This window comes from Pedobacter africanus (assembly GCF_040548825.1).
Taxonomy (GTDB): domain Bacteria; phylum Bacteroidota; class Bacteroidia; order Sphingobacteriales; family Sphingobacteriaceae; genus Pedobacter; species Pedobacter africanus_A.
This window is the reverse complement of the sequence record NZ_JBEPSL010000002.1, coordinates 557720-584532: the sequence shown is the minus strand read 5'-3', so window position 1 is coordinate 584532 and position 26813 is coordinate 557720. Positions and strand designations below refer to the sequence as shown.

The following is a 26813-nucleotide window of genomic DNA, read 5'->3' as shown; positions in this document are numbered from 1 at the left end:
AGAGCGGCCGCATACTCATGTTTTGGAAAATTTTAATCTTTCAGGACTAACCATTTCCGATATCTTTCAACACAATAAGGTGGGAGTTGATACTGAGGCCAGGGGGTTTTATAGCTTTTTTCCTGAGGATATTACCGTTGATTTTGCGGTTTTCGGATCCCCGTCTACAGCGCTGGATAGTCCCATGGTGACCATTACGCAAACTCCCGGCAGACTCATGTTTTCCTGTACCTGTATGTGGGCCACCAATGGTTTGTGCGAACATGAGACCCGGGTTTTATACAACATCATCAACCGGCAACCTCTGCGCATGTTTTTTGACAAGCAGCTTCGCCATCAGCAGCTGAAAGCTTTTGCAATTGACTATGGCCTGGAAAATGAAGCCCAGCTCGACGACCATTTTATCATCCATTATGTAAAAGGGAGTGGAGAATCTGGAGAACACATTAAAATCAGCCCCAAGATAAAAACCCTCTTTCCGGTTACCAGGCAAACCAAACAGGAACTGAAGGAATCACTGCTGCCCAATAAGGAATATCCTTTTCCTGGCTCAGGCGGATTGCTAAAAAAAGATGTCAGAACCATTGTGGTATTTGGGCAGCACCGTTATTATGGTCACCTTACGGTATCACTCTTTCAGGGGGTAGCCAGTAAGGATGGTAAAATAAAGAACCCGCTGAAGGCCGTCGATCCCTCCGATCTGCTGTGGACTACCGAAAATCTTAGCGAAATGAGGTTTATCAATGGCGTTCTCAAATTTCAGAACAACTATAATGGAGAAGCTTCAGATTCTGACCTGGAAGGGTTAAAAGCACTGGCAAAAAACCCGCTTGGCCTGGACATCTACATCCACGATCCTAAAACATCACCCAACATCACGGCCAGTGCTATTGAACGCATTCAACTTAAAATCCTGCCTATTGATCTGATCCTTTCCGTTCATGAAAAGGGCGATTTTTACGAGGTATCTGGCAAACTGATGCTAGACGGTGACGATATTCCGCTCGAGAACCTGAATGTAAAGCATCATTATTTTATCCGGTTGGATAAAAAGTTGTACCTGATTGATAATCCTGATTTTTTAAGGGTCATCGATTTTTTCAAGAAGCATTACGATAAAATGCTCATCCATAAGTCTAAATTCGACGATTTCTATGAAAATATTCTCTCCAACCTGGAGGAAAAGGTGCGGATCAATTATGCTTATCTGAAACCGGCTACCAAAACGCAGATGGAAGACAAAGGTTATGATCTGGAAAACGAGCAGCTGATCTACTTGTCGGAGTCAGAGGATTTTGTGCTCATTACCCCGGTAATGCGCTATAGCAATACCGAAATACCGGTGCTTTCGCGCAAACAGATCATTGCCAAAGATAAGTATGGGAATACCTTCACCCTAAAGCGCGATGAAGATGAAGAATTCCAGTTCATTGCCAATATCGTGAAGCAGCATCCATTTTTTGAGGAGCAGCAGAATGAGGAACTGCGGCTCGATTGTTTTTACATGCACCGCAAACATTTCCTGGATATAGACTGGTTTTTGGAGGCCTTTGAAGCCTGGCGCAGCAAGGGTATTACCATTCTGGGTTTTAATAAGTTAAAAGACAATAAGCTAAGCCAGTATAAAGCAGATATTTCCATCAAGGTGATCAGCGGGATCGATTGGTTCGAGACTGTAGCCAAAGTAGAATACAATGGTGAGGCCATTTCGATGAAGCACCTGCACAAATCCATCCGCAACAAAAGCAAATTTGTAAAGCTGGATGACGGCACTATGGGCATTTTGCCCGACGAGTGGGTACAAAAATTTACCGGCTATTTTAATGCTGGAGAACTGGTTGACGACAGCATTCATACCCACAAGATCAATTATAATATGATTGCTGAGCTGTATGACGAACAGTTGTTTGACGAATCGGTAAAAGACCAGCTGGCCATGTACCGCGGCAAGCTTTCCGGACCCGAAAGTATCAGTCCTGTAAAAGTGCCGGATACCCTGCATGCCGAGCTACGGCAGTACCAGCAGGAGGGGGTCAACTGGCTTAATTTTCTGGACGATTTCAATTTTGGTGCCTGCCTGGCCGATGACATGGGTTTGGGTAAAACTATACAAATTATTGCCTTTATCCTTACCCAGCGCCAGAAAGTAACACACAATACCAATCTAGTAGTGGTACCTGCTTCCCTTATTTTTAACTGGCAGGCCGAGGTGACCAGATTTGCACCTTCCATAAAAATACGTACCATTTATGGGGCCGACCGCCTGAAAGACATTCATGAGTTTGACCAGTATGAGATCATCCTTACCTCCTATGGGACTTTACTCGCCGATATCCGCTTTTTAAAGACCTACCGTTTTAATTATGTATTTCTGGATGAATCGCAGAACATCAAAAACCCCGATTCTCAGCGGTATATGGCTGTAAGGTTATTGCAATCGCGCAACAAAGTAGTACTTACCGGTACGCCGATAGAGAACAATACCTTCGATCTGTACGGGCAACTTTCTTTCGCCTGTCCGGGTTTACTGGGCAGCAAGCAACACTTTAAAGAACAATATTCTGTGCCTATCGATCAGTTTAAAGAAACCAAAAAGGCCAGGGAGTTGCAGCGAAGGATCAGCCCTTTCATTTTGCGCAGGACAAAGGAGCAGGTAGCCAAGGAATTGCCAGATAAGACCGAAATGGTGATCTATTGTGAAATGGGGCGGGAACAGCGCGAGGTTTACGAAGCTGCTGTACAGGATATTAAAGATTATATTGAGGGCAGGGCAGAAGACGAACTGCAAAAAAGCAGCATGCATATTTTGCAGGGCATTACCCGACTGCGGCAGATCTGCAATTCGGCCGAACTGCTGAAGGATGATAAGTTTTATGGAAATGCCTCTTCAAAAATGGAGGTATTGATGGAGCAGATCGAAAGCAAGTCCCCCAACCATAAGATCCTGGTGTTTTCACAGTTTGTGAGCATGCTCGACCTTATCCGGGAAGAATTACGCAGCAGGGGCATTGCACACGAATACCTTACCGGACAAACCCGCAACCGGGCGGCAGCTGTAACCTCCTTTCAGGATAAGCCGGAGGTGCGTGTTTTCCTGATTAGCCTGAAAGCCGGTGGGGTGGGTTTGAACCTTACCCGGGCCGATTATGTATATCTTGTAGACCCCTGGTGGAACCCGGCAGTAGAAAACCAGGCGATAGACCGAACCTATCGCATCGGGCAGGAAAAGAATGTGGTGGCCGTACGCCTGATTTGCCCGGATACGATTGAAGACAAGATCATGAAGCTGCAGGATACGAAAAAAGAGCTGGTAGACGACCTGATCAAAACCGACACCTCCATCTATAAAGCTTTATCAAAAAAGGATCTGCTCGGTTTGTTCAGCTAGGTTTTAAAACAATTGTAAACTGCCAGGCTGCTGAGCTGCGGCAGATGAACCACCAGGTTTGGTGCTGGCCTTTATTTTATGTTTATTGATCCATTCCAGGTAATCTTCTTTTTTTATGGGCTCTTTTAGCAGACCAGCAGCAAACTGCATCAATGCCAGCCTGTTTTCAATAACCTGCCTGTACTTTATCAGCAGGTGCTGTATTTGCTGCTGAATTTTGTTTTTAGGCTTAATCCTGATGTTTTTATTGACGTTGTTCAGCAACTGCATGGTGATTTCTTTGGTGAAATAAGTGAGTGCCGATTCGATACGCTCCTGTAAAACCGATTGTACCGCAAAGCCATCTTTATGGTGCAGCTGTTTAACCTGGTTCTGAAAACGGTCAGACAGCACCATAAGGTCATTTATCGCTTTGTTAAGCTGAGTCATCAAGATTTTAAATTCAGGTAAATGAGCTTTGGCAATTTCTGTGTTGGAGGCAATATTGTCCAAGCCTGTTAAAATGCTGTTCAAGGCGAAATGGTCAAGTACCAATTTAAGGATAAACTTTTCCTGTGCGGTAAGCAGGAGGTTGTCCATTTCTTCTGCCTTCACCGGCTTCATGTAATTGATCACTTCTGCATTGGACCTTAAACTTTCGGTACTGATCTTTGATTTTAAGATTAGCCCCCCAAGTGTGCGCACCCTGCTCAAGGCGACATACACCTGGCCGGCTACAAAAGATTTTCCTGCATCGATAATGGCATGGTCAAATGTGAGCCCCTGACTTTTATGGATGGTTACTGCCCATGCCAGCTTGATGGGGTACTGCGAAAACTCACCCACCTGTTGCTGTACAATTTCCTGCTCCGGGTCTGTTTTATATTCGAATGAAGCCCAGGAGGTTTTTTCCAGCAACAGGTCTTCTTCCTGTGGAAAGGAGATGTAGATATCGCCGTTTGTTACCGACTTTACTTTACCTATTTTTCCGTTGTAGAACTTACGGTCCTCGCCGGTATCGTTCTTAATGAACATGATCTGTGCACCTTCTTTGAGTTTGAGCGTTTGTTCGGCCTGCAGGCTTAGGTCTTTGAAATCGCCGTTTACCTCGGCTTCGAAAGTATACTCTGTGCCCGGCAGTTCATTCAGTTTCTGTTGGTTGATGCTGTTGGCCTCGGCATTATGGGAAGTGATGATAATAGGGTTCAGCTCATCTGAAGCACTGAACTGCGGATCGTATCTCTGGTTCAGGAGTGCCAGACTATCTGCCTGGATGTTATTGTTTCTGATGTCATTCAGGATATTAATGAAATCGGTTTCTGTTTGCCGGTAAACGGTGGTCAGTTCTACCTGCAGCAGCGGATGACGACGGATTACCTGGGCGTCGAAGAAATAGGGAGAAGGATAAGCCCGGTTTAAAAAAGACCAGTCTTCTCTTTTGGTTACCGGGGGAAGCTGGTACAGATCACCGATCAGCAGCAACTGTACACCTCCAAAAGGAGCCTGGTTTCGTCTTACCGCACGTAAAGTCGCATCAATAACATCGAGTAAGTCGCAACGCACCATTGATACCTCATCTATTACCAATAGTTCAAGTTCATTAAAAAGGCTGAGCTTGTCTTTGGTATAGCTGAGATCAGACACCATTGATTGGATAGAGAGGAAGCCCGCCTGCAGATTTTCGAGGCTAATGTCGCCGGGAAAAAAGGAACCCGGGGGCAGCTGAAAAAAAGAGTTGATGGTAGTGCCTTTGGCATTCATTGCAGCTACTCCGGTAGGGGCTACAACGGCCATCTTTTTGCTGCTGTTTTCCCGTATGCGTTTAAGCAGGGTTGTTTTTCCTGTTCCGGCCTTCCCGGTCAGGAAAATATTCTGATTGGTATATTCAATAAAAGCTAAAACTTTGTCGGAAACAGAACCGGAAGATGCGGCATTACTCATGTCCCAAATTTAGTGGATTTTTTTTGCTGTTTCCGGTATGAGTTTTGAACAGCACTGCAGGTAATAAGAAAGCCCTGCTTATTTGGCAGGGCTTCTGTTTTACTCAATTGTGTAGCTGCTTTTTTGTGTAAACGAGCGGTTAAACATATCGGTAGCTTTTACCTCAATGCTATGTTTGCCCGTTTGTAATCTGGTAGATATAGGGCCTTTCCACAAATGGGTGCTTTTTGCCGGGTTAGATGGGCGCCTGGCTTTTTTGGTTTTATCAGTAATACTTTTCCAGGTAGCTACTTCAGCTACATAAAAAGGGTCAAATTCAAATGATTGTTGTAATGGCATCCAGCTGCCATCATCTACTCTATACTGCAGGTTGTCGTTTTTTGCCCCCGTGTAAAAATTTACGTAAACATAAGCGGCGCTATCGCTGTCCTTTTTTAATCTTTCCGGGGCGATGATCCGCATTTGTTCAGCAGCATCTTTGCCTGCAACTTTATAATCAATGATGTACTGGTTGCCTTTGAAATGAACAAAGCCATATCCCTTAGGGGTTCCATCCCGCATGGTAGAGATAGGGGTGCCATTTTTGTCGTTTAACCCTGAGTAGAAGTCACCCGATGCCGTACCTATATTGAAATGGTGGTGTGGTTTGTCTTGCAGCCACTCCATATCCTTCGCATAAAAATCCTGACGCTGCATGTGGGTATGTGCCGAGATGGACAATGTATATGGAAAATCCTTTAGCATACGGAACAACCTTTGCCGTGTGGCAGAACTGAACAGGAATTCAGGTTCGCTGATGGGGATATGAAAAGTAAGCACCACCAGGCGATCTTTTGGGACAAATTTCAGATCGTTCTCTACAAACCTCAATTGATCTTCACGCAAGCCGCCATAATAGCCACGACCATCGCGGGGGTCTGGGTATAAAACATCATCGAGCACAATAAAATGTACTTTGCCATAATTGAAAGCATAGGTAGCAGGACCAAAATGCGCTTCAAAAGATTCGTCGGACAAAGAGTCTGCCGGGGCATCTGCATTCAGGTCATGGTTGCCCATCATGTTGTACCAGGGGATACCTACACGTTTTACCGCTGCGGTATAGGCGGGGAAAAGATCAAGCTTATCGCCAACTTCATCGCCCATACTAATGCCAAAAGCTACATTTTTAATGCCTTCTACCTCGCTGATGACGTCTTTTACAAAATAATCTACCTGTTCCTGGTTATATACCTGCGGATCGCCAAAAATAAGGGCGGTATAATTGTCTTTTTCTGTTGATGGCTTTAAAGCAAAATCAATAGATTCAGGGAGTGGACCGGTTGGGGCCACGCCTTTGTATTTAAGCTGGGGCGAACCCTGGGGTTTATGAATGTAAAAGTATTGGGGAAGGTTATCGGCATTGAGTGCTACCTGGTAACCCGAAGGTTTAACGACACTGATGATGTTGTCGTTCCCAACCGGGAGGTTATAAATCCCCCTGTTGTCGGTTTGCACCACTTCCTGGCCATTGGTAACCGAAACACCGGCGATGCCCTTTTCTGCTTTGTCTTTTTTGCCGTTTCCATTTGTATCGGCAAACACGCAGCCGCTGGCTGTTGTTTGAGCCTTTACAGAAAAGCAGGCGAGTGTTGCAAGTAATAAAAAACTGAGTTGTTTCAATTGATATATGTGGTTAAAAGCTTTACATGGGCTGTCAGACCCACGTAAAGCCGGGATGTTATTTCGTGTATTTATAAACAACCGTTCTATTATCACCAGCTATACTGGCAACTATATAAATGGTGCCATCAGAGGCAACTTGTATATCAAAATCGTTGATTTTTTCACTGATTACCTTTCTGTCATTATTCCAGTTATTTGTAGCAGGATTAAAAGTCCTAACAGATAAAGATGAAGGTGTAGCGTAGGCGAAATAAAGTATTCCATCTTGATCTACGGTCAATGCAAACTTGTCTCTTTCACCACCACTTGAAACCGCATTTCCAAGTTCCTGCCAAGTAGCAGTAGTTTTGTTAAATTTCATTACATGATTTATTCTACCTGATGCTGGTGCCGCCTGATACGCTAGATAGGCCTCTCCATTTTTATCTACAGCGATGCTGACACTAAGAAATCCGGCTAAACCATCAGGTGCGGTGAATGATCTTGGCCCCACAGAATCCCAAATCCCATTGTTGTACTTAAACATAGAAAGTTTATTAGAACCTGTCGTCCTATCCATAGCCCCTATGTATATATTGTTATCCAGTCCTTTGATGGTTTGCTGATAAGCTACAGTGACATTTCCTGTAGGAGTAATATTTTTCCATAGACCTCCGTCAAACATTGTTGCATATAAGCCCCTCGCGGCCACTGGAGGATTGTTAATATTATCAGCGGCACTTGTTCTCATCATTCCAAGTATAGGCTGGTCATTTTTTGTAAACGCAATTGATAAATAATCTATTTTTAGCGGAGTGAAGCGGCTGTTTCCAAAGACAGACCAACTTGCCCCATTATATTTTAACACTGTCGCTTTTTGTTCTGCATTGAAATAGTCTTTATAGGCTGCGTATAAAATCCCTTCATTACTGAATGCAATACCAGCTACATCTGCCCTAAATTCCGAGATGCCTGTTTTATCACCAATGTTTACAAAGTCGGATCCATTGTAGCCCATTACAGCAATTTTTCGGTTGTCAGTAGGGATATCAATACCGGCATCATCCTTCCCTGTGCGTTGATAAGCGAAATAAGGATGATTTGAGAAGGGATCAATCGCTATCTTAATTCCAGAGGCAGTGCTTTTTCCGGTAATTTTATCCGCAAAAAGAGACCACTTTCGACCCATAAAAGATATGGTTACAGTGTAGTCAACAGAACCGGTTAACCCGGGTTGAGTAAAGGTGTATACCACAGGATTGCTGAAGTTATTAATGCTTTTTTTGCTCTCCTGTTGTATCCCCGCTACTTTAAGTGCTGCGCCATTTGTAGTTTCAAATCGCGCTACAAGTGTAGTTAGGTTAATTGTCTCGGGAACCATTACATTTATGTTTAAACCTTTAATGACTCCCGAATAATTGCTTAATAGACCAGTATTGTCATCAGCGTAGAACCCAAAAGATTGCAGGGCTATTTTCTTTTCCACACGCACGGAATAGCTACGGGTACTTTTGTCTTCCGCTTTTACGCGGTAGGACACCGGATTTGTAAAATCCTGCTCAGTAATGCCACTTTCCTGAACTTCAGATCCTACCTGCACAATGGTGCGGGGATTATCCATCGTAAAACTGGCTTTCAGGTTGGTTACATCTACTCCTATAGGCAGCTGTACCACAATCTCATCTCCGTTTATTATTCCTTCGTATTCTTTATCTGCGTCGGGCGCATCTTTGACGATGAATTTAAAGGACTCAAATCCTTTGCCGTACATTACGGGGTCTTTTTTACAACCTGTATAAACACCTGCAACGAAAAGCAGGAACAGGATGGTGATATTTTTAAAGGTCTTCATAACAATTAGTTTAGTGTCTTAAAATTCTCAGGCATCAGTACTGCTTTAATACCCGGTGTTTCAATCATGTATTTTTTAGCATACCCTGCAACCATTTCAGGAGTGATGCCGTTGATCATGTTTTCGTAGTTGTTGAAATAACTGTAATCCTTAAAACCGAAGTAAAACTGATTTCTAAGGGCCGAACTCCAAAACAGGTTTTTACCGGCCTGTTTCTTATAGCTATCGATCTGCTGTGTCTTGATGCTGGCCAGTTCTGCAGCAAAATACTGCGGATTTGCTGCAACTTTTTTAACCTCATCCCGGGCTTGTTTGACCAGAAATTCCGCCGATTCAGGAGCGCAGGTAAAGGAGATCCTGGAGCGGATCAGCGGTGCAGGGACGTTAGTGGCTGATACCGAAACACCGACACCGTATACGCCCGAATTCTCTTCGCGCAGGTTTAAGCGGAGCTTTACTTTCAAGACCTCTTGTAAAAGCGTCTGAACCAGTATTTCAGGATAATCGTAGTTTACACTATTGTTTTGGTAAAAAAGATTTACGGTACTTTTAGGTGCAGCTCCGGCATACATCAGGATGTCTTTTGCTTCATGGCCTTCAACAGGACCTTTATAAGCAAATTGTGCGTTATAATCGCCGCCAGGTAAACCGCCTATGTACTGCTCAACCAAAGGTTTGATGCTGTCGGGGTTAAATCCGCCTACAATGATAAACTGGAAATCTTTAGCTGAACCAAACCGGCTTTTAAAAATCGGGATGATCTCTTTTAATTGTGCTTCTTTATTCAGGCGGGCTTCCGACAGGTCGGAAGCATAGTCATCGTCGCCTTTCAGCAATTCAGCTATGGCTTTATTATAGGCATAATTCGGAGAAAGTTTATTGTTCTCCATCTGCTCTATGCTTTGCCGCTTTGCCTGTTCAAATGTTAGGGGATCAGCATTGGGGTACATCCATTTCAGATACATGAGCTGGAACATGGTTCTGGCATCCTTCCAGTCGGCACTGGTCACTACACCTTCCCTGGTATTTGATAAAACAAGGGTGGCAGAAGCTGAGTTTCCGGTAAGGAATTCGGTTAGTGCGCGCCTGTTGAAAGGGCCGGCACCACTCAGGCCGGTTACCGGTTTTACAAACTGTGCGGTTACATATTGTGCTGAATCCAGGGCGTAAATTCCACCTTTCCGGAAGCCTGATAAAGAGATGTAATTTTTACGTTCTTCGGTTGGCTTCAGATAAACAATGGTGCCATTGGATAAGGTCCATTTGGTAAGCCCAATAGGAGATATGATTTCTTGTTTAACCACTTTACCAGCTTTTGGTTCTTGTACCAGCAGTTTTTCAGGAATGCTTAGCTGGTCTGACCAGGGCGCAATCTTTTCTGAGGCTGCTTTGGCAAACATGGCTTTTAAGGCCGGCTGGTCAGGTAAACGGGTTTTGTCCTTTTCAGGCGCGGTAAGCAATACCACCGTATTGCCAGGATTGTTTGCCGATTTCAGGAAGTTCAGGAGTGTAAGGGAGTCAATTTGCGGTGCATATTTGAGCGCAAGCCTGTTGCGTTCCGTTTTAGCCAACATGGTGCTGCCGTTGTAAAACACATCGTGTATTTCATTGACATAGGTTTCCGGTTGTGTTTTATCTTCCGCCTCTGCCGAACGTTTAACTAACGTAACATACTCACGACGGTACTTTGCTATCTCATCATTTGTAAAGCCGTAACGGAAGATGCGTTGGGTTTCGGCCAGGTATTGTGCAATACCTTCTTTGATTTTGTCATGGTATAGGGCTGCCCCACCAGAAACAATACCATTTTTTAGTACAATATTGCTGACGGAGAAGCTACCCTCTTTAAAGTCGTTCTGCAATTGAGAGATTCTGCTGAAGCGGCTTTTAGCCAGGGCATTGAAAAATGAACGGATAAGCTGAGCTTTATAATCCTGCTCTGTTTTGATCCCATTAAAAGACCTGATCTTATTAAAAACGCTCAGTTCAATGGCGTTGGCTTCCTTGTCGGTAAGGATAGAAAACAAGGTGTCACGATGCTGCGGTAATTCATAATATATCCTTGGGTCCTTGCTTTTGGCTTTGTACTGGTTAAACTCGTTTTTGATATAGGTCTCTACCTTTTTTGGATCAATATCTGTAACAATGGCGATGGCCATCAGGTCGGGGCGGTACCATTTCTCGTAAAAGTCTACAATGGTTTGACGTTTAAAGCTCTTCAGGATGTCAACTTTGCCTATGGGCAGGCGTTCAGCATACCTGGATTTGTTGAATAGCACCGGCAGATATTGTTCCCTTAAGCGGTTCGCTGCACCTTGTTTACTGCGCCATTCTTCAATAACTACACCACGCTCTTTATCGATTTCCTTACTGTCGAAGGTGATACCAAAAGCCCAGTCGGCCATAATGTCAATAGATTTCTCCAGGTTTTTCTCGTCCTCCGTATTGATACTGATCTTATACACCGTTTCGTCAAAACTGGTATGTGCATTCAGGTCGGCCCCAAACTTTACACCTTTGGATTCCAGGAACCCAATCACATCATTTTTGGAGTAATGTTTAGTGCCATTAAAGGCCATGTGCTCAATAAAGTGAGCCAGTCCAAGCTGATCCGGGTTTTCCTGTAGTGAGCCTGCGTTTAAAAACAATCTCAGAACCGAATTACCTGGCGTTTTGTTGCTTTTGTAAATGTAATAGGTAAAGCCGTTTTTAAGCCTTCCCGTTACCAGGTTCGGATCCTGACGCAATTGCTGGGCATAGCTACCGGAACTTAAAAGTACCAGGCAAGCCAGTAAAAACGTCAAATTTATATTCTTCCTCATCGTTGCTTCCCCTACTTTTTAGTGATGATCAGTTGGCGCTGCAGCTGGTCCGGCCCTGGAAGTCCTATTGTATAATTCTTGCTGTTGCTGATCAGGCGGATGGTAATGGTATTGTCTTTTGCCGGATCAAGGACAGATTCTTTCCAGGCAATTCTGATGGGACGCTCAAAAATTCCTTGTGGAAAAGTCAATTTATTACCAGTGGTAATTAGTGTAAAATCACGACCATCCTGCAACCCGTCACCCACTTTTACTTCATATTGCAGGTCAATAGGCTCAAACTGAAGCTGGGCACTCAGGTAAACTTTATAGTCTACAGTGTCTTTACGGTTGGATAGGACTTCTATGGAACTCTTATTGTCCACATTGATGTGAAAGAAGGGATTGTTATAAGGTACTGATTCTTTCTTACAGGAGGATACCATCATGATGGCCGGAGCAATAGCCAGTACTAAAAGATAAATTATTTTGTTTTTCATTTTCGTCATTAATTATAGCCCGGATTTTGTTTCATTGCTTTATTGGCCTCCACCTCTTTATTTGGGATTGGTAATACAAATTTATCGTTGGGGTAAGTAAGGCTACATGTGCTGGAATTACAGTCTATTCCCCTTTGCAGCGGCTCTTTGCGCCTTATGATATCAAAAAAGCGGTGGTTTTCGAAGCAAAGTTCTCGATTTCTTTCCTCTGCAATCTGCTTGTATAAATCCGAATTGGAGGAGTAAGTAATGTCAATTGTCCTGCTTGGGTGTGCTCTCTGGGAAATGGTTTTAATGTCATTCGCCGCTTCAGTATATCGTTGCAGGTTCCATTTAGCCTCAGCACGGTTTAAGTAAACCTCTGATAAGCGGATCACCTGTATAGCAGGAGGGTTGATTGCCGTTACCGTGCCGTCAGCATATTTAACCGTCAGGTATTTCCCTGCATTTTCTCCTTTTTTTGGAATGGTAAACATCTGAGTTAAACGGATATCGTCCGGATCAAATAGGGATTTTAGTTTTGCCGAGGCACTATATTGTGCTCCCGTAGAATCGGAATAAACAGTCGGGATGCTTGATCCACCATTCGTAAGGCCAGTATTTGTAAGCTGGAAAATAACCTCGGGTTTTAATGTGAGTGATGGCTTCAGGAGAAATGTTGATTTGTAATTTGCTGCATCGGCAAGCAGGTATGCCGTATTTGCAATCACCTGATCAGCATAGGTAACACACTGCTCCCAATTACCTTGGTATAGATATACCCTTGACAGCAAGGCCAGGGCAGCCTGATAGCTGATGGATGTTTGAACAGTGCCATTGGCGTGCTGCTGCAAAAAAGGTAATGCATTTTTGAGATCGAGAATAACCTGGTCGTAAGTCTCTTTCATTGTATTTCTTGCCACCTGCCAGCCAGGGCTTGGGGTTTTGAATAAAAGAGGTATGCCCAAATGCGAAGCATCTGCTGTATAGTTATAAGGTTGTGCATATACTCTGCTGAGGTCAAAATGGCAGATTGCCCGCATAACCAGGGCCTGCCCGGTAATAGAATCGAGTGTTTTTACCTGGTTGGGGAATTTTGTTTTCAGTTCCGGAACTGCATTTAAAATGTTGTTTACATTGTTTAATGTTTCGTACATGTGCAGCCAGAGATCGCCAACAGCTAGTGCATCATCACCAGATGAACTCTGAAAGTTAAACTGGGGGAGCAAGACTGATGCCTTATTCCCTTTAATCAGGTTGTCTGAAGTAATGTCGGCATACATGGCAAATTCATTCTTATAGTAAGCGAGCATAGAGTTATAAGAGCCGTTTATGGCCATTTTGGCTCCCTCAACAGTCTCAAAAAGCGTATTTTTCCCTGTTTTACCGAAAGGTTCCTTCTCCAGGAATTTTTTGCAGGAAATTAATGTTAGGCATGCAAGCAGCATGAGTATCAGGGTGTAGTTAATTTTTTTCATCTCAATTTTTAGCATTATAAACTAACATTTACGCCAAATGACAATACAAGAGGCTGTGGATATGGGTTGAACGAGTTTCTATAGTCGTTATAATCTTTTTTAGTGTCGTATGGCGTCCAGAAAGCAACATTGTCGGCTTGCAGGTAAACATTCGCACGGCGTAAGCTGATCTGCCTTAAGAACTTTTCCGACAGGTTGTAATTCAGGCTGATATTCTGTAACCGCAAACTGGTTTTTTTATGCAGAAAGCGGGTAGAGTTACGGCCGTTGTCAGCATTTTCTCCCAACACTGTTTTTGGGATGATACTTAAATCCCCGGGCTCTCTCCAACGGTCTAACAGGTTTCTTGATTGGTTTTCGGCAGCAAGATTACGTCCGTCCGATTCTGAATCGCGCTGAAGTACACTGAAAGCATAGCCACCCACATTGTAGATGAACAATGAAGACAAGCTAAATGCTTTATACTGAAAGGTGTTGGTCATACCCCCAAAAAAATCTGGCGTTGCAGCCTTGGTTATTACGCGATTGGCCAGATCAAATGTTTTGGTAATGTTCCCGCGGGCATCATACCAGAGGGGGCCACCATCACGGGGGTCTACCCCGGCCCAACGCACCAGGTAAAAGCTGCTGGCATCTAACCCCACCACTCTGATGGTCTTGTCAAGTACTTTTACATTGTCATTGTTTAGCTTAAGGATCTTATTGGTGTTATGTGCAATATTGAATTTGGTTGTCCATTCAAAATCCTTTTTCTGGATATTCTGAGTAATCAAATTCATTTCAATTCCACTGTTTTTAACCGATCCGATATTTTGATCTATGCTGTTAAAGCCCGTTGTGCGTGTTACCTCTATCTTATCGAGCATACCTTTGGTGATGTTGCGATAGAACTCGATCTCCATTGAGATTCTGTTAAAAAGCCCCAGACTAAGTCCGCCGTTTACAATGTATGTGGTTTCCCATGACAGGACAGGATTTTCACCGGTATACATTACCGCGCCAGGTTGATCATTGTATGTGTCATTTTCAAGAAAACGATACAACCCTTTCGATCTGTATGCACCAAACCTCGAATTTCCATTGGTACCGTAGCTTAGTTTAAGTTTGGCAAAATCGATCTTTTTAATGTTCCAGAATTTCTCATTGCTGACAGTCCAGGATGCGCCAACAGAGTTAAACGTTGCCCATTTTACATCAGAACCAAAATCGGAACTGCCATCCCTCCTGAAGCTACCCAATACACTGTATTTATTGGATAGGGTATACCTGAATTGCCCATAATAAGAAAGACTGTTTTTTCGGCTTCCGCCTACTGTGGTCTGAATCCTTTGCGCATAATTTGGGTTACGTATATAATCATCCTCAAAACCGTATCCAATCAGTGAACCAGAACTCAAATCGTCGCTTAATGCCTCAGCACCCAACAACACTGAAAAATCGTGTTCCTTAATTGTTTTTTCGTAATTGAGACGATGTTGTGAATTCCAGTCAATCGTCCTGCTTTTGGAGAAAGTGGCTTTACCCTCGTTTTTATTGCTGGTAGCAAACATGGAGCCATATATATTCTCTTTAACAGATTTGTAATCTATTCCATTAGTGGTTGTATAAGTGAGTCCGGGAAAGATTTTTATAGTACCGCCAATATTGCCATTCAGCACATTGGCTTTCTGGGTGTTGTCGTTGTACTCTGCCTCTCTCAGCTTATTGTAAAATGCATCAACGTAAGTGCCATCAGGATTGTAAGGACTGTCAATGGGGCGGTTAATGTAGTAGCTGTCACCTGGGTTAAATATATTGTTGCGGTTGTGGGATGCACCAACTCTTAAAAAAAGATCGATAGAATTACTGATCTTTTGGTCAATATTGATCCTGCCGGAAAGCCGTTCTACGTCATTCTTCATCATGATCATTTTTTCGTTGTAATAGGCCCCAGAAACAAAATACCTGGTGTTTTTATGAGCCCCGGAAAACGAAAGGTTATGATTCGTGGCTACCCCTGTCCGGAAAAACACATCATACCAATCGGTATTTGTAGTGCCAAGGTCCGGCATTTTAGATTGGTCTAAAGCATTATTATTGATATAGGATTCTTTATATAATTCGCGGTATTCATTTGCATTGAGCACGTGGAAGCGGCTGTTGTTGATCAGGTTAAGTCCTCCCCTGAAGCCATAGCTAAGGGTTTTCTCTCCTGAAGCACCCTTTTTTGTAGTAATCAGGATTACCCCGTTTGAGCCATTGGCACCATAAATAGTGGTCGCAGTAGCATCTTTCAGCACTACTATGGACTCAATATCGTTCGGATTCAGGTAGGTTAAGGGACTGATACTGGTTTCTACACCTAAGATTTGGTTTGTCTCATTTCCGGTATTTAGCGGAACTCCATCTATTACCCATAGGGGTTCATTGGAGGCACCAAAAGATGCTTCACCGCGGATCCGGGTCTGATGTCTCGTTCTGGCACTGCTGGTATTGTCTGCACCATCCTGAACCCCATATTGCAAGCCTGGCACAAGACCTTCCAATAATCTGTCTATTCTATCTAAGGGTTTGTTTTCAAGATCTTTGTTGGTTACAACGAAAGCACTTCCAATCTGATTTTCTTTTCTTTCTGACGTACCATAGGCGGTAACAATGACTTCCTGAAGGTCGCTGGCCGTTTCCGCCATCACGACATCAATGATTTTATTTCCATTAATGGCGATCTCTCTGGTGCCGTATCCTACCATTGAAAATATGAGGATACCATTTGCAGGGGCCTGGATGGTATAAGCACCCTCACCATTCGTTGCAGTGGCTTTTTTGGTTCCTTTTACGGTTACTACCACTCCCGGAAGACTGAGATTTGCTTGCCCTGGCACTTCTTTCGATTTTACAGTTCCTTTTATAATAATGTCTTCTTGTGTGACCCTTGTGCTGTTTTTTGCTTCGGAGATAATTACAGTCTTATCAATAATCTTATAATCCAGTGCTTTTCCTGCTGTGAGCTGTTTTAAGGCCTCCGTCAGTTCAGCATTTTTAAGTTCGAGGCTTACCTTTCCAGATTTTTTCAGGACATCGGCATCGTACAGGAAGAAATAGCCGGTCTGCTGTTTGATATTCAGGCACACGCTTTCTATGCCTGCATTACGTACCGATAGGCTTACTTTTTGGGCGTAGCCTGAAGCTTGTACAGCCAGGCAGCCCGCTATTAATAAGAAAATAGTTAACCTCATAACTAGTAGTAGTTTTCTATTAAATGACCTGCATTCTCCCGCATACTTGCCGGGAAGGATTTGTTTCATATTTTTGTATGTGTTGGTTTTGAAAAATTGGTTGAATTCGAAAAGCGATCAAATAAACACAGCCACACTTTTTGATCCGGGAACACTGCAATGTCCCCGGATTTTTTTATGTCAGTATTCTTAAATTCCGGTGATTGTTTAGTAATGGTTATTTCATGTGGTTTAAAGTTTTAGTTGTTAAAATCTACGGTTACGGTTCTGTCTTCCAGGCTGAATTTCGTTCCGCTTACTGCATTAAGCATTTCCAGCACCTGCTTTAGTGTAGCTTGCCTGCGTATATTTCCGCTATATCTTTTGGTGCCAGGCTTACCTTTATAAATAATTTCTACGTTGTACCATCTGAGGACCTGGTCCATAATATCTGTCATCAGATCATCCTGGAAATAAAAAGTACCTTCTTTCCAGGCTATGGATTTGTAGGTGTCTGTTTTGTGGATAGCTACTTTACCCTCATTTACTGTAGCTTCTTCTCCGGGCTTGAGGAGTTGTTGTTTGCCGGCTTCGGTCACTTTAACGGAGCCTTCTATCAGTGTGGTCTTGCTTTGATTGCCGAAAGTACTGATGTTAAAATGGGTACCCAATACCTCTACTTCTGTGTCGTTAAAACTTACCCTGAATGGGAGTTTCTTGTTATGGGCAACTTCAAAATACGCTTCTCCTGTAAGCTGTACGCGACGTTCTTCTCTATTGAAACCTGCCGGAAAACGCAGGGTTGATGACGCATTTAGCCAGACCTTAGTTCCGTCGGGAAGAACCATTTTATACTCTCCGGCCCGGGGTGTTTTCAACAGATTGTATCCTTTGGCCCTGCTTCCTTTATTGTTCCCGAAATATAGCGTTCCTTTTGCAGCGCTAACCGCTACCTCTCCGTTTTCGCCTTTGAGCGAGAATTTATTACTGCCCAGATCAAGGGCAGAACCATCCGCCAGTTGCAGTACCGCTTTCTGACTGCCAGGCATAATATCCTGTGATGCAAGGGTACCGTTAGGCTCATCGTTGTTATTTTTTGAGGTATAGTAATAAAGGCCAATACCTGTTGTGATTAACAGTATGGCGGCAGCGCTGTATTTCAGTATTTTATTCCAGAAAGATACCTTTACCGGTTTAACCTGTATTTGTTTTGAAATTTCTTCCCAGCCTTTATTGGTATCAACTGCATCTATATAATTGATCTCTCGTTGCACAGTTGCGGTATTGCGGAAAGATTCCAGCAGTTCCCGGTTAGCCGGGGATGCATTGAGCCAAAGTTCAAAGGCCCTCTTTTCCTGAGCGTTAAGTTCATCTTTAAGGAACTTAATAATGAGTTGAGAACTGTATTTAAAATTGTTTGGTGTTTCCATAGACATTTATAGGAAACCTGAAAAACAAAAGGGGGTGAAGGAAAATCGAAATATTTTTTATAATTTGATTATTTCAGCAGAAACAAGGAAATAATAGCGAAGAAGTCCGGATTGAGGCGAACCTTTAACAGGTGCAGTCCTCTTTTTTTCTGCGTTTTAACGGTATTGATGCTAATGCCCAGTTCGTTGGCAATTTGTGGGTTTTTTAAACCTTCCAGGTAACCCATGCGGAAAATTTTCTGGCAATTCTCGGGCAATGTGGTAATCACTTTGTGCAGCTCGGCCATAACTTCAGAGCGGATCATCGAATTCAAGGCAACAGCATCTTCCGAGGGGTCTGCGTCCTGGTCATTTAAAAATCCCTGTTCCAGTTTCTGTCTGCGCAGTTTATTGAGGCAGGCATTTTTTACAGAGGAATATAAAAAAGCCTGGGTAGTGGACGCGTTTGGTGCCAGGTTTTTGTCCATGTTCCAGTAGGTAACAAATACTTCCTGTACAATGTCTTTGGCGGCATCATCATCTTTTAAAAATTGCATTGCGAAATGACATAGCCTGGCATAATTGTTCCTGAACAATTCTTCAAAAGTACTGGCAATATGCTGTGGCTGTTCTGGCAATTCTATTGATGTTGAATGAATTGCAAAAATAGTGTTTGTGGAGGATCAATACAAGGTGTGTACGGGCAAAATAAGTGTATGGTAAAGAAATGACAAACTGCCTGAACAGTTTGTCATTTCTGGAGCTTTATTATTGCTGTGCATCAGCATAGGTAGTGCCTATCCTGATCTTCTTCACAAAATGGGTAACCTGTGAAGCATCGCCGCCATATACGCCCCATTTTGGATCGCAGTCATCTACATCCAGGGTTCTGCAATACAGGCGCTGACTGCCATTTGTAAAGGTCTGCTTAACCCCGTTGTACCAGAATTCGATGTAACCTACAGCAGGGTTCCGGGACACCTTCATACGGATCACAAATTTAAGCCAGGTGCTGGTGGAAAGGGTGGTAGACCATGGCACAGTGGCTACATGGTTGTCGTCAAAATGCTGGAGTTCCAGGTTCCCCGATTTGGTCCTGAGCATTAGCGGATGGTTCTGCAGTGAGCCCGCAGTTGGATACGATTTCCATTGAAATATGGCTTCTGTTTTGAGGGTAGAAGGCATATAGATCTTGCTGGTCCAGCCAATGTAGATTTCATCGCCATCCTGGGCTTGATAATTCTTTGCTCCGCGGGCCTCAGTACGGTGACTGTTTACAGGTTTCAGGAATTTCCAGCATAAGGTGCCAGTTTCATCATTTACGGTGGTTACGGTTCCGGTGCCTTCAATGTTGATGTTTTTCCATACATTGGAAGATCCGTTCGATGCGTCTCCGTTAAAGAGGACAGACATGATCTGTACACCTCCGGAGGCTGTTTTTTGAGTTCGCCCGGTTTTCTCATTCTCTTCGGCAGGAAGTTCTGAGGCGGTTTGTTTTTTGCAGCCATACTGCATTACAGCGGCGCAGGCGAGCGCCAGGGTTACTGTTTTAATTTGTTTCATAAGGAATATATTTGGTTAATAAGCTCTAATTTATGGCGTTAACCAGGTGTGTTATTCTGCGCTATAGGCCAATCAGTAAACCAGATTAGCATGGCATGGTCAGGATCTTGCCCGGGTATATAGAAATAGACCTTTGTAACTCCTGAAGTGAAGAAATCCGCGAATTGTGAAGAGCTGAATTGATTGCCAAGATAGTTGAATGCTTGGGTAATTTGAGTAATAAAAAATCGAAAACTTATTAGTCAATTGCATAAACCAAATTACTTTATACTAGCCGAATTAAGCATCACAGCAAAATGGCTTCTTTGCCAATAAAAAAGGGGATAAGGAAGGACAGTATACTGTTATTTGGTTTGGAAATTTAAACCAAATATATCCGATATGAACAAAAATTCTACAAGAACAATTTCCTGTTGCCTGAAAGTGTTTGGAATGAAGGGGGCTGCCCAAAAGTTGTTGCTGCTGATTATGTTGCAGCTTGCGGGTGCCGCAGTTTATGCCCAGACTATCAAAGTAAGTGGAACGGTAACCGACGACAAAGGGGAAACCATTCCAGGGGCAAGCGTACAGGTGAAAGGAACAAAAACGGCAGCGCAAACAGGGCAGGACGGTAAATATTCGATTGCAGTTCCAAATGCCCAGTCGGTATTGGTGTTTAGCTATATCGGCTTCGAGAAAAAGGAAGAAGTGGTTGGAGCCAGACGTTCTATTAATGTAAAGCTGCAAACCTCATTGTCTGATTTGGACGAGGTAATTGTGGTAGGTTACGGACAGCAGAAAAAAAGAGATGTAACCGGGGCAATCAGTTCTATTAATGCGAAAGCAATTGAAGAAAAACAACCCATTTCGATTTTCGATGCCATACAGGGTGCGGCTCCGGGTGTAAGGGTAATGAGTAGTTCTGGTGCACCGGGAGATGAAAGTGACATCACCATTCGGGGTATGTCAACACTTTCTGACGATGGTGTTAAACCTTTGTACATTGTGGATGGGGTACCTATGAAAAATATCATGTCCATCAATCCTAAAGATATATTGTCCATCGAAATCCTTAAAGATGCTGCTTCATCAGCCATTTATGGTTCCCGTTCAGCGAATGGTGTAATCTTGATTACGACTAAACAGGGCGAAGATGGCAAACCAAGAATCAATGTTGATTACCTGAGAAGTTACAGTAACCTGTCGCGTCATATTCCACAGTCCAACCGTTTGCAACGGCAAATGTTTGATCAGCGAAACAGAATCAGCCTGGATCCTCACCCGGACGATTCAACAGCTTACAATAAAAATGCAGATAATGATTATCAATCGTTAATTACGCAAACCGCCGTACGTAATCAGTTTGATTTGTCCATGAGCGGTGGAACACCGAAGCTGAATTACTACAATAGCTTGCAGTATCTCGACGAACAGGGGATTATATTGAATAGCTTTAATAAAAGGGCTACAATGCGTACCAACCTGAAATATCAGCCCTCTAAAAAAGTAGGCCTGTCAACACAGCTTAGTTTTAGTTACCAGAATAGAAACAACATCAACGAGGGTAAGGTAATTCAGCAGGCGCTTCAACGTGGTCCGCAACAAACCCTGTATTTACCCAGCGGAGAGTTGATTTATGACAATGGGGGAAGGAAAAATCCGATAGCAGAAGCTTATCTGAGAGAGAATCTGACTTCCATCTATCGGGCGGTGATTTTTCAGGGCTTTGACTATTCCTTTACCAAAGACTTAAAGTTCCATGCAGATGCTTCTGCGGACGTACAGTTTAATAGAAATACAACCTTCAACTCCAAATTGCTGGAAAACGGGGCCAGTGCAGCCAGTTCGGGTAAAGACGAAACAAATATACCAGTCAGGACCCAGGGGAACGCAGTGCTGAACTATAAAAAAACAATCGCTGGTGATCACAACATTTCAGCAATGCTGGGAACCAATTTTGAAAAAAATAACCTGAGTGAAATACAGATTACAGGTAGAAAATTTGTAAGTGAAAATGTACATACTTTAAACGCAGCAGGAGAGTTGACGCCAGCTGATACCTACTCTAAAGGCAGTGGATCGGCATTGGTAGGTTTCTTTACGAGAGTTGGTTATGACTATAAAGGACGTTATCTGTTGAATGCAACGTTAAGAAGAGACGGGTCATCTGTATTTGGTACAGAAAATCAATGGGGCTATTTCCCAGCAGCATCAATTGGCTGGAGGTTTAGTGATGAGAACTTCATGAAATGGTCTAAAAAGATATTAACTGATGCCAAACTGAGGGGTAGCTGGGGTATTACCGGTAACCAGCAGATTGGTGATTTTGATGCTGTTCAACAGTTTATTTTCGGTAACTATTATTACAATGGGGTTAGCGGTGTGCGTACCGACACCCGGTTGGGTAACAGTGGCTTGAAATGGGAAGAGACTACCCAGTCAAACGTGGGACTGGATTTAACTTTCTTTGAAGGTAAGTTAAGTTTTGTGGGAGATTATTATGTAAAGAAAACTACTGATTTATTATATGACGCACCACTTCCTTTAGAATCCGGCTTCCCTAATAAAGCCAGGATCAATGCAGGATCGCTTCAAAATAAAGGTATTGAGCTGATGGTTTCAGGTTATCCTGTCCAAACCAAAGATTTTACCTGGCAAACATCCATCAACTGGTCAAGGGTAAGAAACAAAATCCTTAGCCTGCCGGGTGGTGATTATGTAGATGACAACTGGATTGTTGCACAAGGTAAAGAAGCCGGGAACTTTTTTGGTTACAGATTCCTGGGTATTTATCAGTACGATCAGTCCAATGCTTACACAGAAGACTATAAAGTCAGGCTGATCCCGCAATTTCAGAAAGATGAATTGGGCAATGTGATCATCGGGAAAAATATGCAGCCAAATTTATTAGGTTATACTTACCCTGACGGGACACCATACAGCGGAACTATAAAACAATTGACTACCAATGGTAACATTTCTAAGGGTGGTGATGTGATCTGGCAAAATCAGCCCGATGCCAATGGCATTTTAAATGGCAACATTGGTAACGAAGATAAAATTGTAACCGGATACGGACAGCCAAGATGGAGCCTGGGTTGGAGCAATAACTTTAATTATAAGAACTTCTCTCTTGCAGTTTCTCTGTACGGAAACTTTGGAAACAGTATTTACAATGAAAACAGAAGAAATACGGCTTCTTTCTCCAATAGTAATACAACTCCAGAACCTTCTTATATCCTGAATATGTATAAATACCCGGGGCAAATTACCAATGCATACATTGGAGGAACGCAGGGTGCTGATAACGTTCGTAAAACCAACGATTACTATCTGGAAGATGGTTCCTTTATACGTTTGCAGAATGTCAGACTGGGATATCAGCTGCCAAGAAAACTTATCGAGCGGTTCCATATTGCTAACTTTAACCTGTATGTTTATGGTAACAATCTGTTAACCTGGACAAAATACACAGGTTTTGACCCGGAAGTGAGACAAAATAGTGTGCTTAAGCCTGGACTTGATAACGGACAATATCCGCGCAAAAGAGAGATGGGATTAGGACTTGGTATAACATTTTAATCGTAGAAGATCATGAAAAAGATTAGATTCACAATATTATTATTAGGGGGATTGTTGATCCTGCTAACTGCTACAAGGTGTAAAAAGTTCCTGGAGGCTGATCCGATCTCCACCATCACGCCCGGAAGCTTCTGGAAAGATAAGGCAGATGCTGATGCCTGGATGGCGGGTATATACAACTCTATGCAAACTACCTTGAATACCGCCTGGTTTGACTGGGGCGAAGTTCGTGCCGATAATGTTAAAGGTGCGGGTACGGGAACTGCACAAACCAAATTTTTAAACAATGCCTTATCGGCAAGTGATCCGGATATTGTTGGCACAAGTACCAATCCCGGGGCAGCCAGTTGGGCAAATCTTTATACCACCATTTCGCTTTGTAACTATGGCATTAAATACTATCCGCAAATGACCAGCGAAAACATTGGTGGAGCTACGGCTACTTATAACGACTATCTTGGTCAATGTTATGGTTTGCGTGCCTTAATGTATTTCTATGGCCTCAGGGTTTGGGGTAAAATGCCATTGATTACCGAGCCGCTTGAAACTTATGGCCAGCCAACCCAGTTTGAGAGGTCGCCTATAGCAGATGTAAAGAAAAGAATCCTGGATGATATCGATCTGGCATTGAAAACCATAGGTACCAATAAAACGAATAAATATAACATGCAGAAAGCTGCTGTTTATGCTTTGCAAACAGATGTATACATGTGGTTCCAGCAATATGACCTTGCCCTGACTGCTTCACAACATACAATTACTGAGAGTGGCTGTACCTGGGTTACCAATGCGCAAAGCTGGAAGAATATGTTTACTGATCCTGCAACTTCAACAGAAACCATTTTTAACCTTTACTGGGATAACATTGAACGCGGTGGTGGTGTTGGGGTTTGTGCAAGACTGGCTTCTGGTTCCAATACCAACAATTACATGATTACTCCCCGCATTTTTCAGGAATTGTTTGATAGAACTGACCCGGTAACTTCGTTGCCTTCCGACGGCCGTTTAACTACAAGTTTTGACATGATCAGTTATAAAACCCCTGTTGAATATAATGCCATGAATGGTGCCTTTGGTAAATTTACCATATTTGACCCGGCCGCAAAAAGAAGTGATGGCCAACCTGGTGGCGCATTTATATATCAGGCAAATGGCGAATGTAATGTGAAACTGCCAATTTATCGTTTTGCTGATATCATGTTGTTAAGGGCCGAGGCCCTGGCCCATACAGGAAAATACCAGGAAGCCCTGGATATTGTAAATGCTGTTAGAAGCCGGGTAGGCTATAAAACCCAGGCTAAGCTGGCCGATTATACAGGAGACGTTATGACAGGTATTGAGCGCACTATCCTTACCGAACGCCAGTATGAGTTGTTGGGCGAGGGTAAAAGATGGTTTGACTTATGCCGCATTGGAAAAATGTATGATTTTACCAACGGTTATACTTACTTAATCGGCATAATGAACCCAATTTTGGGGGCAAGAGCAGGTGCAACCAAATATGAAGGAACAAATATCGGAAGGATCATGTTCCCGATTGCCTCGGCGGCATTTAATGCCAACCGTAAATTGGTAGGCGACCAAAATCCTCCTTATGATGAATAAGGCATTATACAACACGATTGAGAGATGACATTAAGGCTCATCTGAGTCTGCAACAGTTGAAATATAAATATATACTGATGAAAACTATTAAAAAACTAATCGCGCCGGCAGTCTTTATTTCGTGCTTAGCATTTGCCGCATGTGATAAGCTGCCGCTACAAAAAAATGATAAGTACGTGCCGTCATATTATGACAATAAGATAAATTTAAATGTGATGGATTTTATGAAATCACGTCCTGATCTGTTTTCAGGAATGCTGGAAGCCATCGAATATGTAGATAAAAATCCAAATTATAAAGATGTAAAACCGATGTATACGGAATCGGGCAATACTTATTTGCTGCTTACAAATAATGCAACAACCAATATTGAAAGTGCCAACAGTTATTATTCAAGAAACCAGTTTTTAGATACCGATCCAGCCAGCCCGACTTACAATCTCACCGTTAAAGGATCCGACTGGAGCCAGTACCCTGTTGACAGGATTGCTGCCTGGCTGAAGTACCATGTATTAAAGGGTACTTACGACTTTAAGAACCTGAATTCTATTGGAAAATGGGTGGATACCTATGGTATCAGTGCAACAAATGATTCTGCAAAAGTCTGGATTTATATGCAGGCAAGCAGGGACGGGTTTTTGTTTATTAACAATTATGTTGGTGGAACAGGCGAAAACAGGCCCCGCACACCAGACTTGCATGCTACCAATGGAGTGGTTCACGTAATGGACCGTTATTTTAGTGCACCAACAAGAAGAGATATTATCAATAATAAATAATTATGAGAAAGTTATATCACACAGGCATATTCATGATACTTTGCATAGCTGCAGTATCGTGTAAAAAAGATGACAAAGTTGAAATTGTAACTTTAAGTAAGGCCGGGGAAGAGTTTTATTTTGGGGAAAAGGTAAAAGTATGGGCCGGAACTCAGGGCAGTGACAATACCAAACTTTCCTATAAATGGGAAGCAACCGGCGGAACATTTGATGGCTGGCGTACCCAGAATTTATTTGAAAACCTCTGGATTGCACCGGCTGCTGTTGGCGATTATACCGTTACAGCTACTGCCGATCTGAATGGTAAAAAAACTTCGCGTTCTACAAACCTGAAAGTAACCCGGTACTTCTTTGATGAGTTTCAAAGTAGGTTCGCTTTCGAAGGAAACGGCTGGTCAATTGCAGATGCAACTGCCAATCAGATTTTGGATAACGACCCCTTAAAAAGTATTATGGAAGTTGTAGCGACAACAGCTAGTAAGACTCCAATTTTAAGAAGGGACCTGAATCTTTCAGATTTGAGGATTCCTTTTTCAATACGTACTAAACTGGGTTGGAAAACATTTTTCAGGGCCGGGCAACCGGTTATCATCTCGCTGTTTTTTAAACAGCCTTCAACAAATACCGATTATCCTTTCCTGAGAGAGATCAGATGGGAATATTATCCAACAGTTGACCCGGCAACGACAGACAGCTATCAGATCCGGTATGAAACATTTGTGCCTGCAGCCAATAGATCAGTATTTAGCACCAATACCGCGGTATTGCCAAATCCGCTGCCGTTGATAAATCCTGTAAAGGGAAAAAGCCCGATATTTAGATCCGCAACGGGTGTAGAAAAAAGTATTGCCTTTGCAATTGATGCAAATAATGTATTCACTGCCTATGTGGATGGGGTGCAATGGTTCTCCAGCAATGGTATTAAAGACTGGCTCGCTTACTGTAAAACAACTTACCCTGGTTTCGAAGACCCACTGGCTAGTCGTTTTCAGATTGCTTATCCTGGCAAGGCTAATGCTAATGAAACCGGTACAGTTGGGTTTGTAAACAGCGTATTCATTTCTAACGACGGAACGATTCTTAAATAGTTAACTTGGTATAGGTTTATGTTGCCGGAGAGCGTTCTGCTTTCCGGCTTTT

15 protein-coding genes are annotated in these 26813 nt (G+C 43.0%); 5 read left to right on the top strand and 10 right to left on the bottom strand.

The features are described from left to right. Window positions 1–22 precede the first annotated feature (22 nt). Window positions 23–3388, top strand: coding sequence for a DEAD/DEAH box helicase (locus tag ABIE26_RS12610; protein ID WP_310142410.1), 3366 nt, complete (start codon window positions 23–25; stop codon window positions 3386–3388). 3 nt (window positions 3389–3391) lie between these two features. On the opposite strand, the gene ABIE26_RS12605 is transcribed toward ABIE26_RS12610, so the two are convergent. From ABIE26_RS12605 to ABIE26_RS12560, 10 genes are all read right to left on the bottom strand, one after another. After that, window positions 3392–5308 (bottom strand): ATP-dependent DNA helicase, encoded by a 1917-nt coding sequence (locus ABIE26_RS12605; protein WP_310142413.1) that lies wholly within the window; start codon window positions 5306–5308, stop codon window positions 3392–3394. 99 nt (window positions 5309–5407) lie between these two features. Then, window positions 5408–6970 carry a calcineurin-like phosphoesterase family protein gene (locus ABIE26_RS12600; protein WP_310142415.1) on the bottom strand — a complete coding sequence of 521 codons (1563 nt, stop codon included), beginning with the start codon at window positions 6968–6970 and terminating at the stop codon, window positions 5408–5410. Window positions 6971–7028: 58 nt separating this feature from the next. Further along, window positions 7029–8804, bottom strand: coding sequence for a hypothetical protein (locus ABIE26_RS12595; RefSeq protein ID WP_310142417.1), 1776 nt, complete (start codon window positions 8802–8804; stop codon window positions 7029–7031). A gap of 5 nt (window positions 8805–8809) precedes the next feature. Continuing rightward, window positions 8810–11626 (bottom strand): M16 family metallopeptidase, encoded by a 2817-nt coding sequence (locus tag ABIE26_RS12590; protein ID WP_310142419.1) that lies wholly within the window; start codon window positions 11624–11626, stop codon window positions 8810–8812. 11 nt (window positions 11627–11637) lie between these two features. After that, complete coding sequence (locus tag ABIE26_RS12585; RefSeq protein ID WP_310142421.1) at window positions 11638–12105, bottom strand: hypothetical protein; 468 nt, start codon at window positions 12103–12105, stop codon at window positions 11638–11640. An 8-nt stretch (window positions 12106–12113) separates the two neighbouring features. Further along, entirely contained in the window at window positions 12114–13562 is a 1449-nt protein-coding gene (locus ABIE26_RS12580) for a RagB/SusD family nutrient uptake outer membrane protein (protein ID WP_310142423.1), read from the bottom strand. A 14-nt stretch (window positions 13563–13576) separates the two neighbouring features. After that, the gene (locus ABIE26_RS12575; protein ID WP_310142425.1) at window positions 13577–16777 is read right to left on the bottom strand and encodes a SusC/RagA family TonB-linked outer membrane protein; all 3201 of its coding nucleotides are present in this window, start codon (window positions 16775–16777) and stop codon (window positions 13577–13579) included. A 239-nt stretch (window positions 16778–17016) separates the two neighbouring features. Further along, entirely contained in the window at window positions 17017–18186 is a 1170-nt protein-coding gene (locus ABIE26_RS12570) for a FecR family protein (protein ID WP_310142427.1), read from the bottom strand. A gap of 68 nt (window positions 18187–18254) precedes the next feature. Then, a complete protein-coding gene (locus tag ABIE26_RS12565) occupies window positions 18255–18803 on the bottom strand; it encodes an RNA polymerase sigma-70 factor (RefSeq protein WP_310142430.1) in 549 nt (182 codons plus the stop codon). 130 nt (window positions 18804–18933) lie between these two features. Next, complete coding sequence (locus ABIE26_RS12560) at window positions 18934–19728, bottom strand: heparin lyase I family protein (RefSeq protein WP_310142432.1); 795 nt, start codon at window positions 19726–19728, stop codon at window positions 18934–18936. A 381-nt stretch (window positions 19729–20109) separates the two neighbouring features. Here ABIE26_RS12560 and ABIE26_RS12555 point away from each other — a divergent pair, with 381 nt between their 5' ends. From ABIE26_RS12555 to ABIE26_RS12540, 4 genes are all read left to right on the top strand, one after another. Beyond that, a complete protein-coding gene (locus tag ABIE26_RS12555) occupies window positions 20110–23289 on the top strand; it encodes a SusC/RagA family TonB-linked outer membrane protein (protein WP_310142433.1) in 3180 nt (1059 codons plus the stop codon). Window positions 23290–23301: 12 nt separating this feature from the next. Beyond that, window positions 23302–24894, top strand: a complete 1593-nt coding sequence (locus tag ABIE26_RS12550; protein ID WP_310142435.1) for a RagB/SusD family nutrient uptake outer membrane protein — start codon at window positions 23302–23304, stop codon at window positions 24892–24894. Window positions 24895–25118: 224 nt separating this feature from the next. Beyond that, entirely contained in the window at window positions 25119–25673 is a 555-nt protein-coding gene (locus ABIE26_RS12545; RefSeq protein ID WP_310142436.1) for a fasciclin domain-containing protein, read from the top strand. Window positions 25674–25675: 2 nt separating this feature from the next. Continuing rightward, the gene (locus tag ABIE26_RS12540) at window positions 25676–26761 is read left to right on the top strand and encodes a hypothetical protein (protein ID WP_310142437.1); all 1086 of its coding nucleotides are present in this window, start codon (window positions 25676–25678) and stop codon (window positions 26759–26761) included. The last annotated feature ends 52 nt before the right edge of the window (window positions 26762–26813 follow it).

What these genes read in the sequence shown, in the direction of transcription:
- ABIE26_RS12605 (WP_310142413.1), bottom strand. Translation starts at nt 5,308, where the DNA reads ATGAGTAATGCCGCATCTTCCGGTTCTGTTTCCGACAAAGTTTTAGCT.
- ABIE26_RS12595 (WP_310142417.1), bottom strand. Translation starts at nt 8,804, where the DNA reads ATGAAGACCTTTAAAAATATCACCATCCTGTTCCTGCTTTTCGTTGCA.
- ABIE26_RS12590 (WP_310142419.1), bottom strand. Translation starts at nt 11,626, where the DNA reads ATGAGGAAGAATATAAATTTGACGTTTTTACTGGCTTGCCTGGTACTT.
- ABIE26_RS12585 (WP_310142421.1), bottom strand. Translation starts at nt 12,105, where the DNA reads ATGAAAAACAAAATAATTTATCTTTTAGTACTGGCTATTGCTCCGGCC.
- ABIE26_RS12580 (WP_310142423.1), bottom strand. Translation starts at nt 13,562, where the DNA reads ATGAAAAAAATTAACTACACCCTGATACTCATGCTGCTTGCATGCCTA.
- ABIE26_RS12575 (WP_310142425.1), bottom strand. Translation starts at nt 16,777, where the DNA reads ATGAGGTTAACTATTTTCTTATTAATAGCGGGCTGCCTGGCTGTACAA.
- ABIE26_RS12570 (WP_310142427.1), bottom strand. Translation starts at nt 18,186, where the DNA reads ATGGAAACACCAAACAATTTTAAATACAGTTCTCAACTCATTATTAAG.
- ABIE26_RS12560 (WP_310142432.1), bottom strand. Translation starts at nt 19,728, where the DNA reads ATGAAACAAATTAAAACAGTAACCCTGGCGCTCGCCTGCGCCGCTGTA.
- ABIE26_RS12555 (WP_310142433.1), top strand. Translation starts at nt 20,110, where the DNA reads ATGAACAAAAATTCTACAAGAACAATTTCCTGTTGCCTGAAAGTGTTT.
- ABIE26_RS12550 (WP_310142435.1), top strand. Translation starts at nt 23,302, where the DNA reads ATGAAAAAGATTAGATTCACAATATTATTATTAGGGGGATTGTTGATC.
- ABIE26_RS12545 (WP_310142436.1), top strand. Translation starts at nt 25,119, where the DNA reads ATGAAATCACGTCCTGATCTGTTTTCAGGAATGCTGGAAGCCATCGAA.
- ABIE26_RS12540 (WP_310142437.1), top strand. Translation starts at nt 25,676, where the DNA reads ATGAGAAAGTTATATCACACAGGCATATTCATGATACTTTGCATAGCT.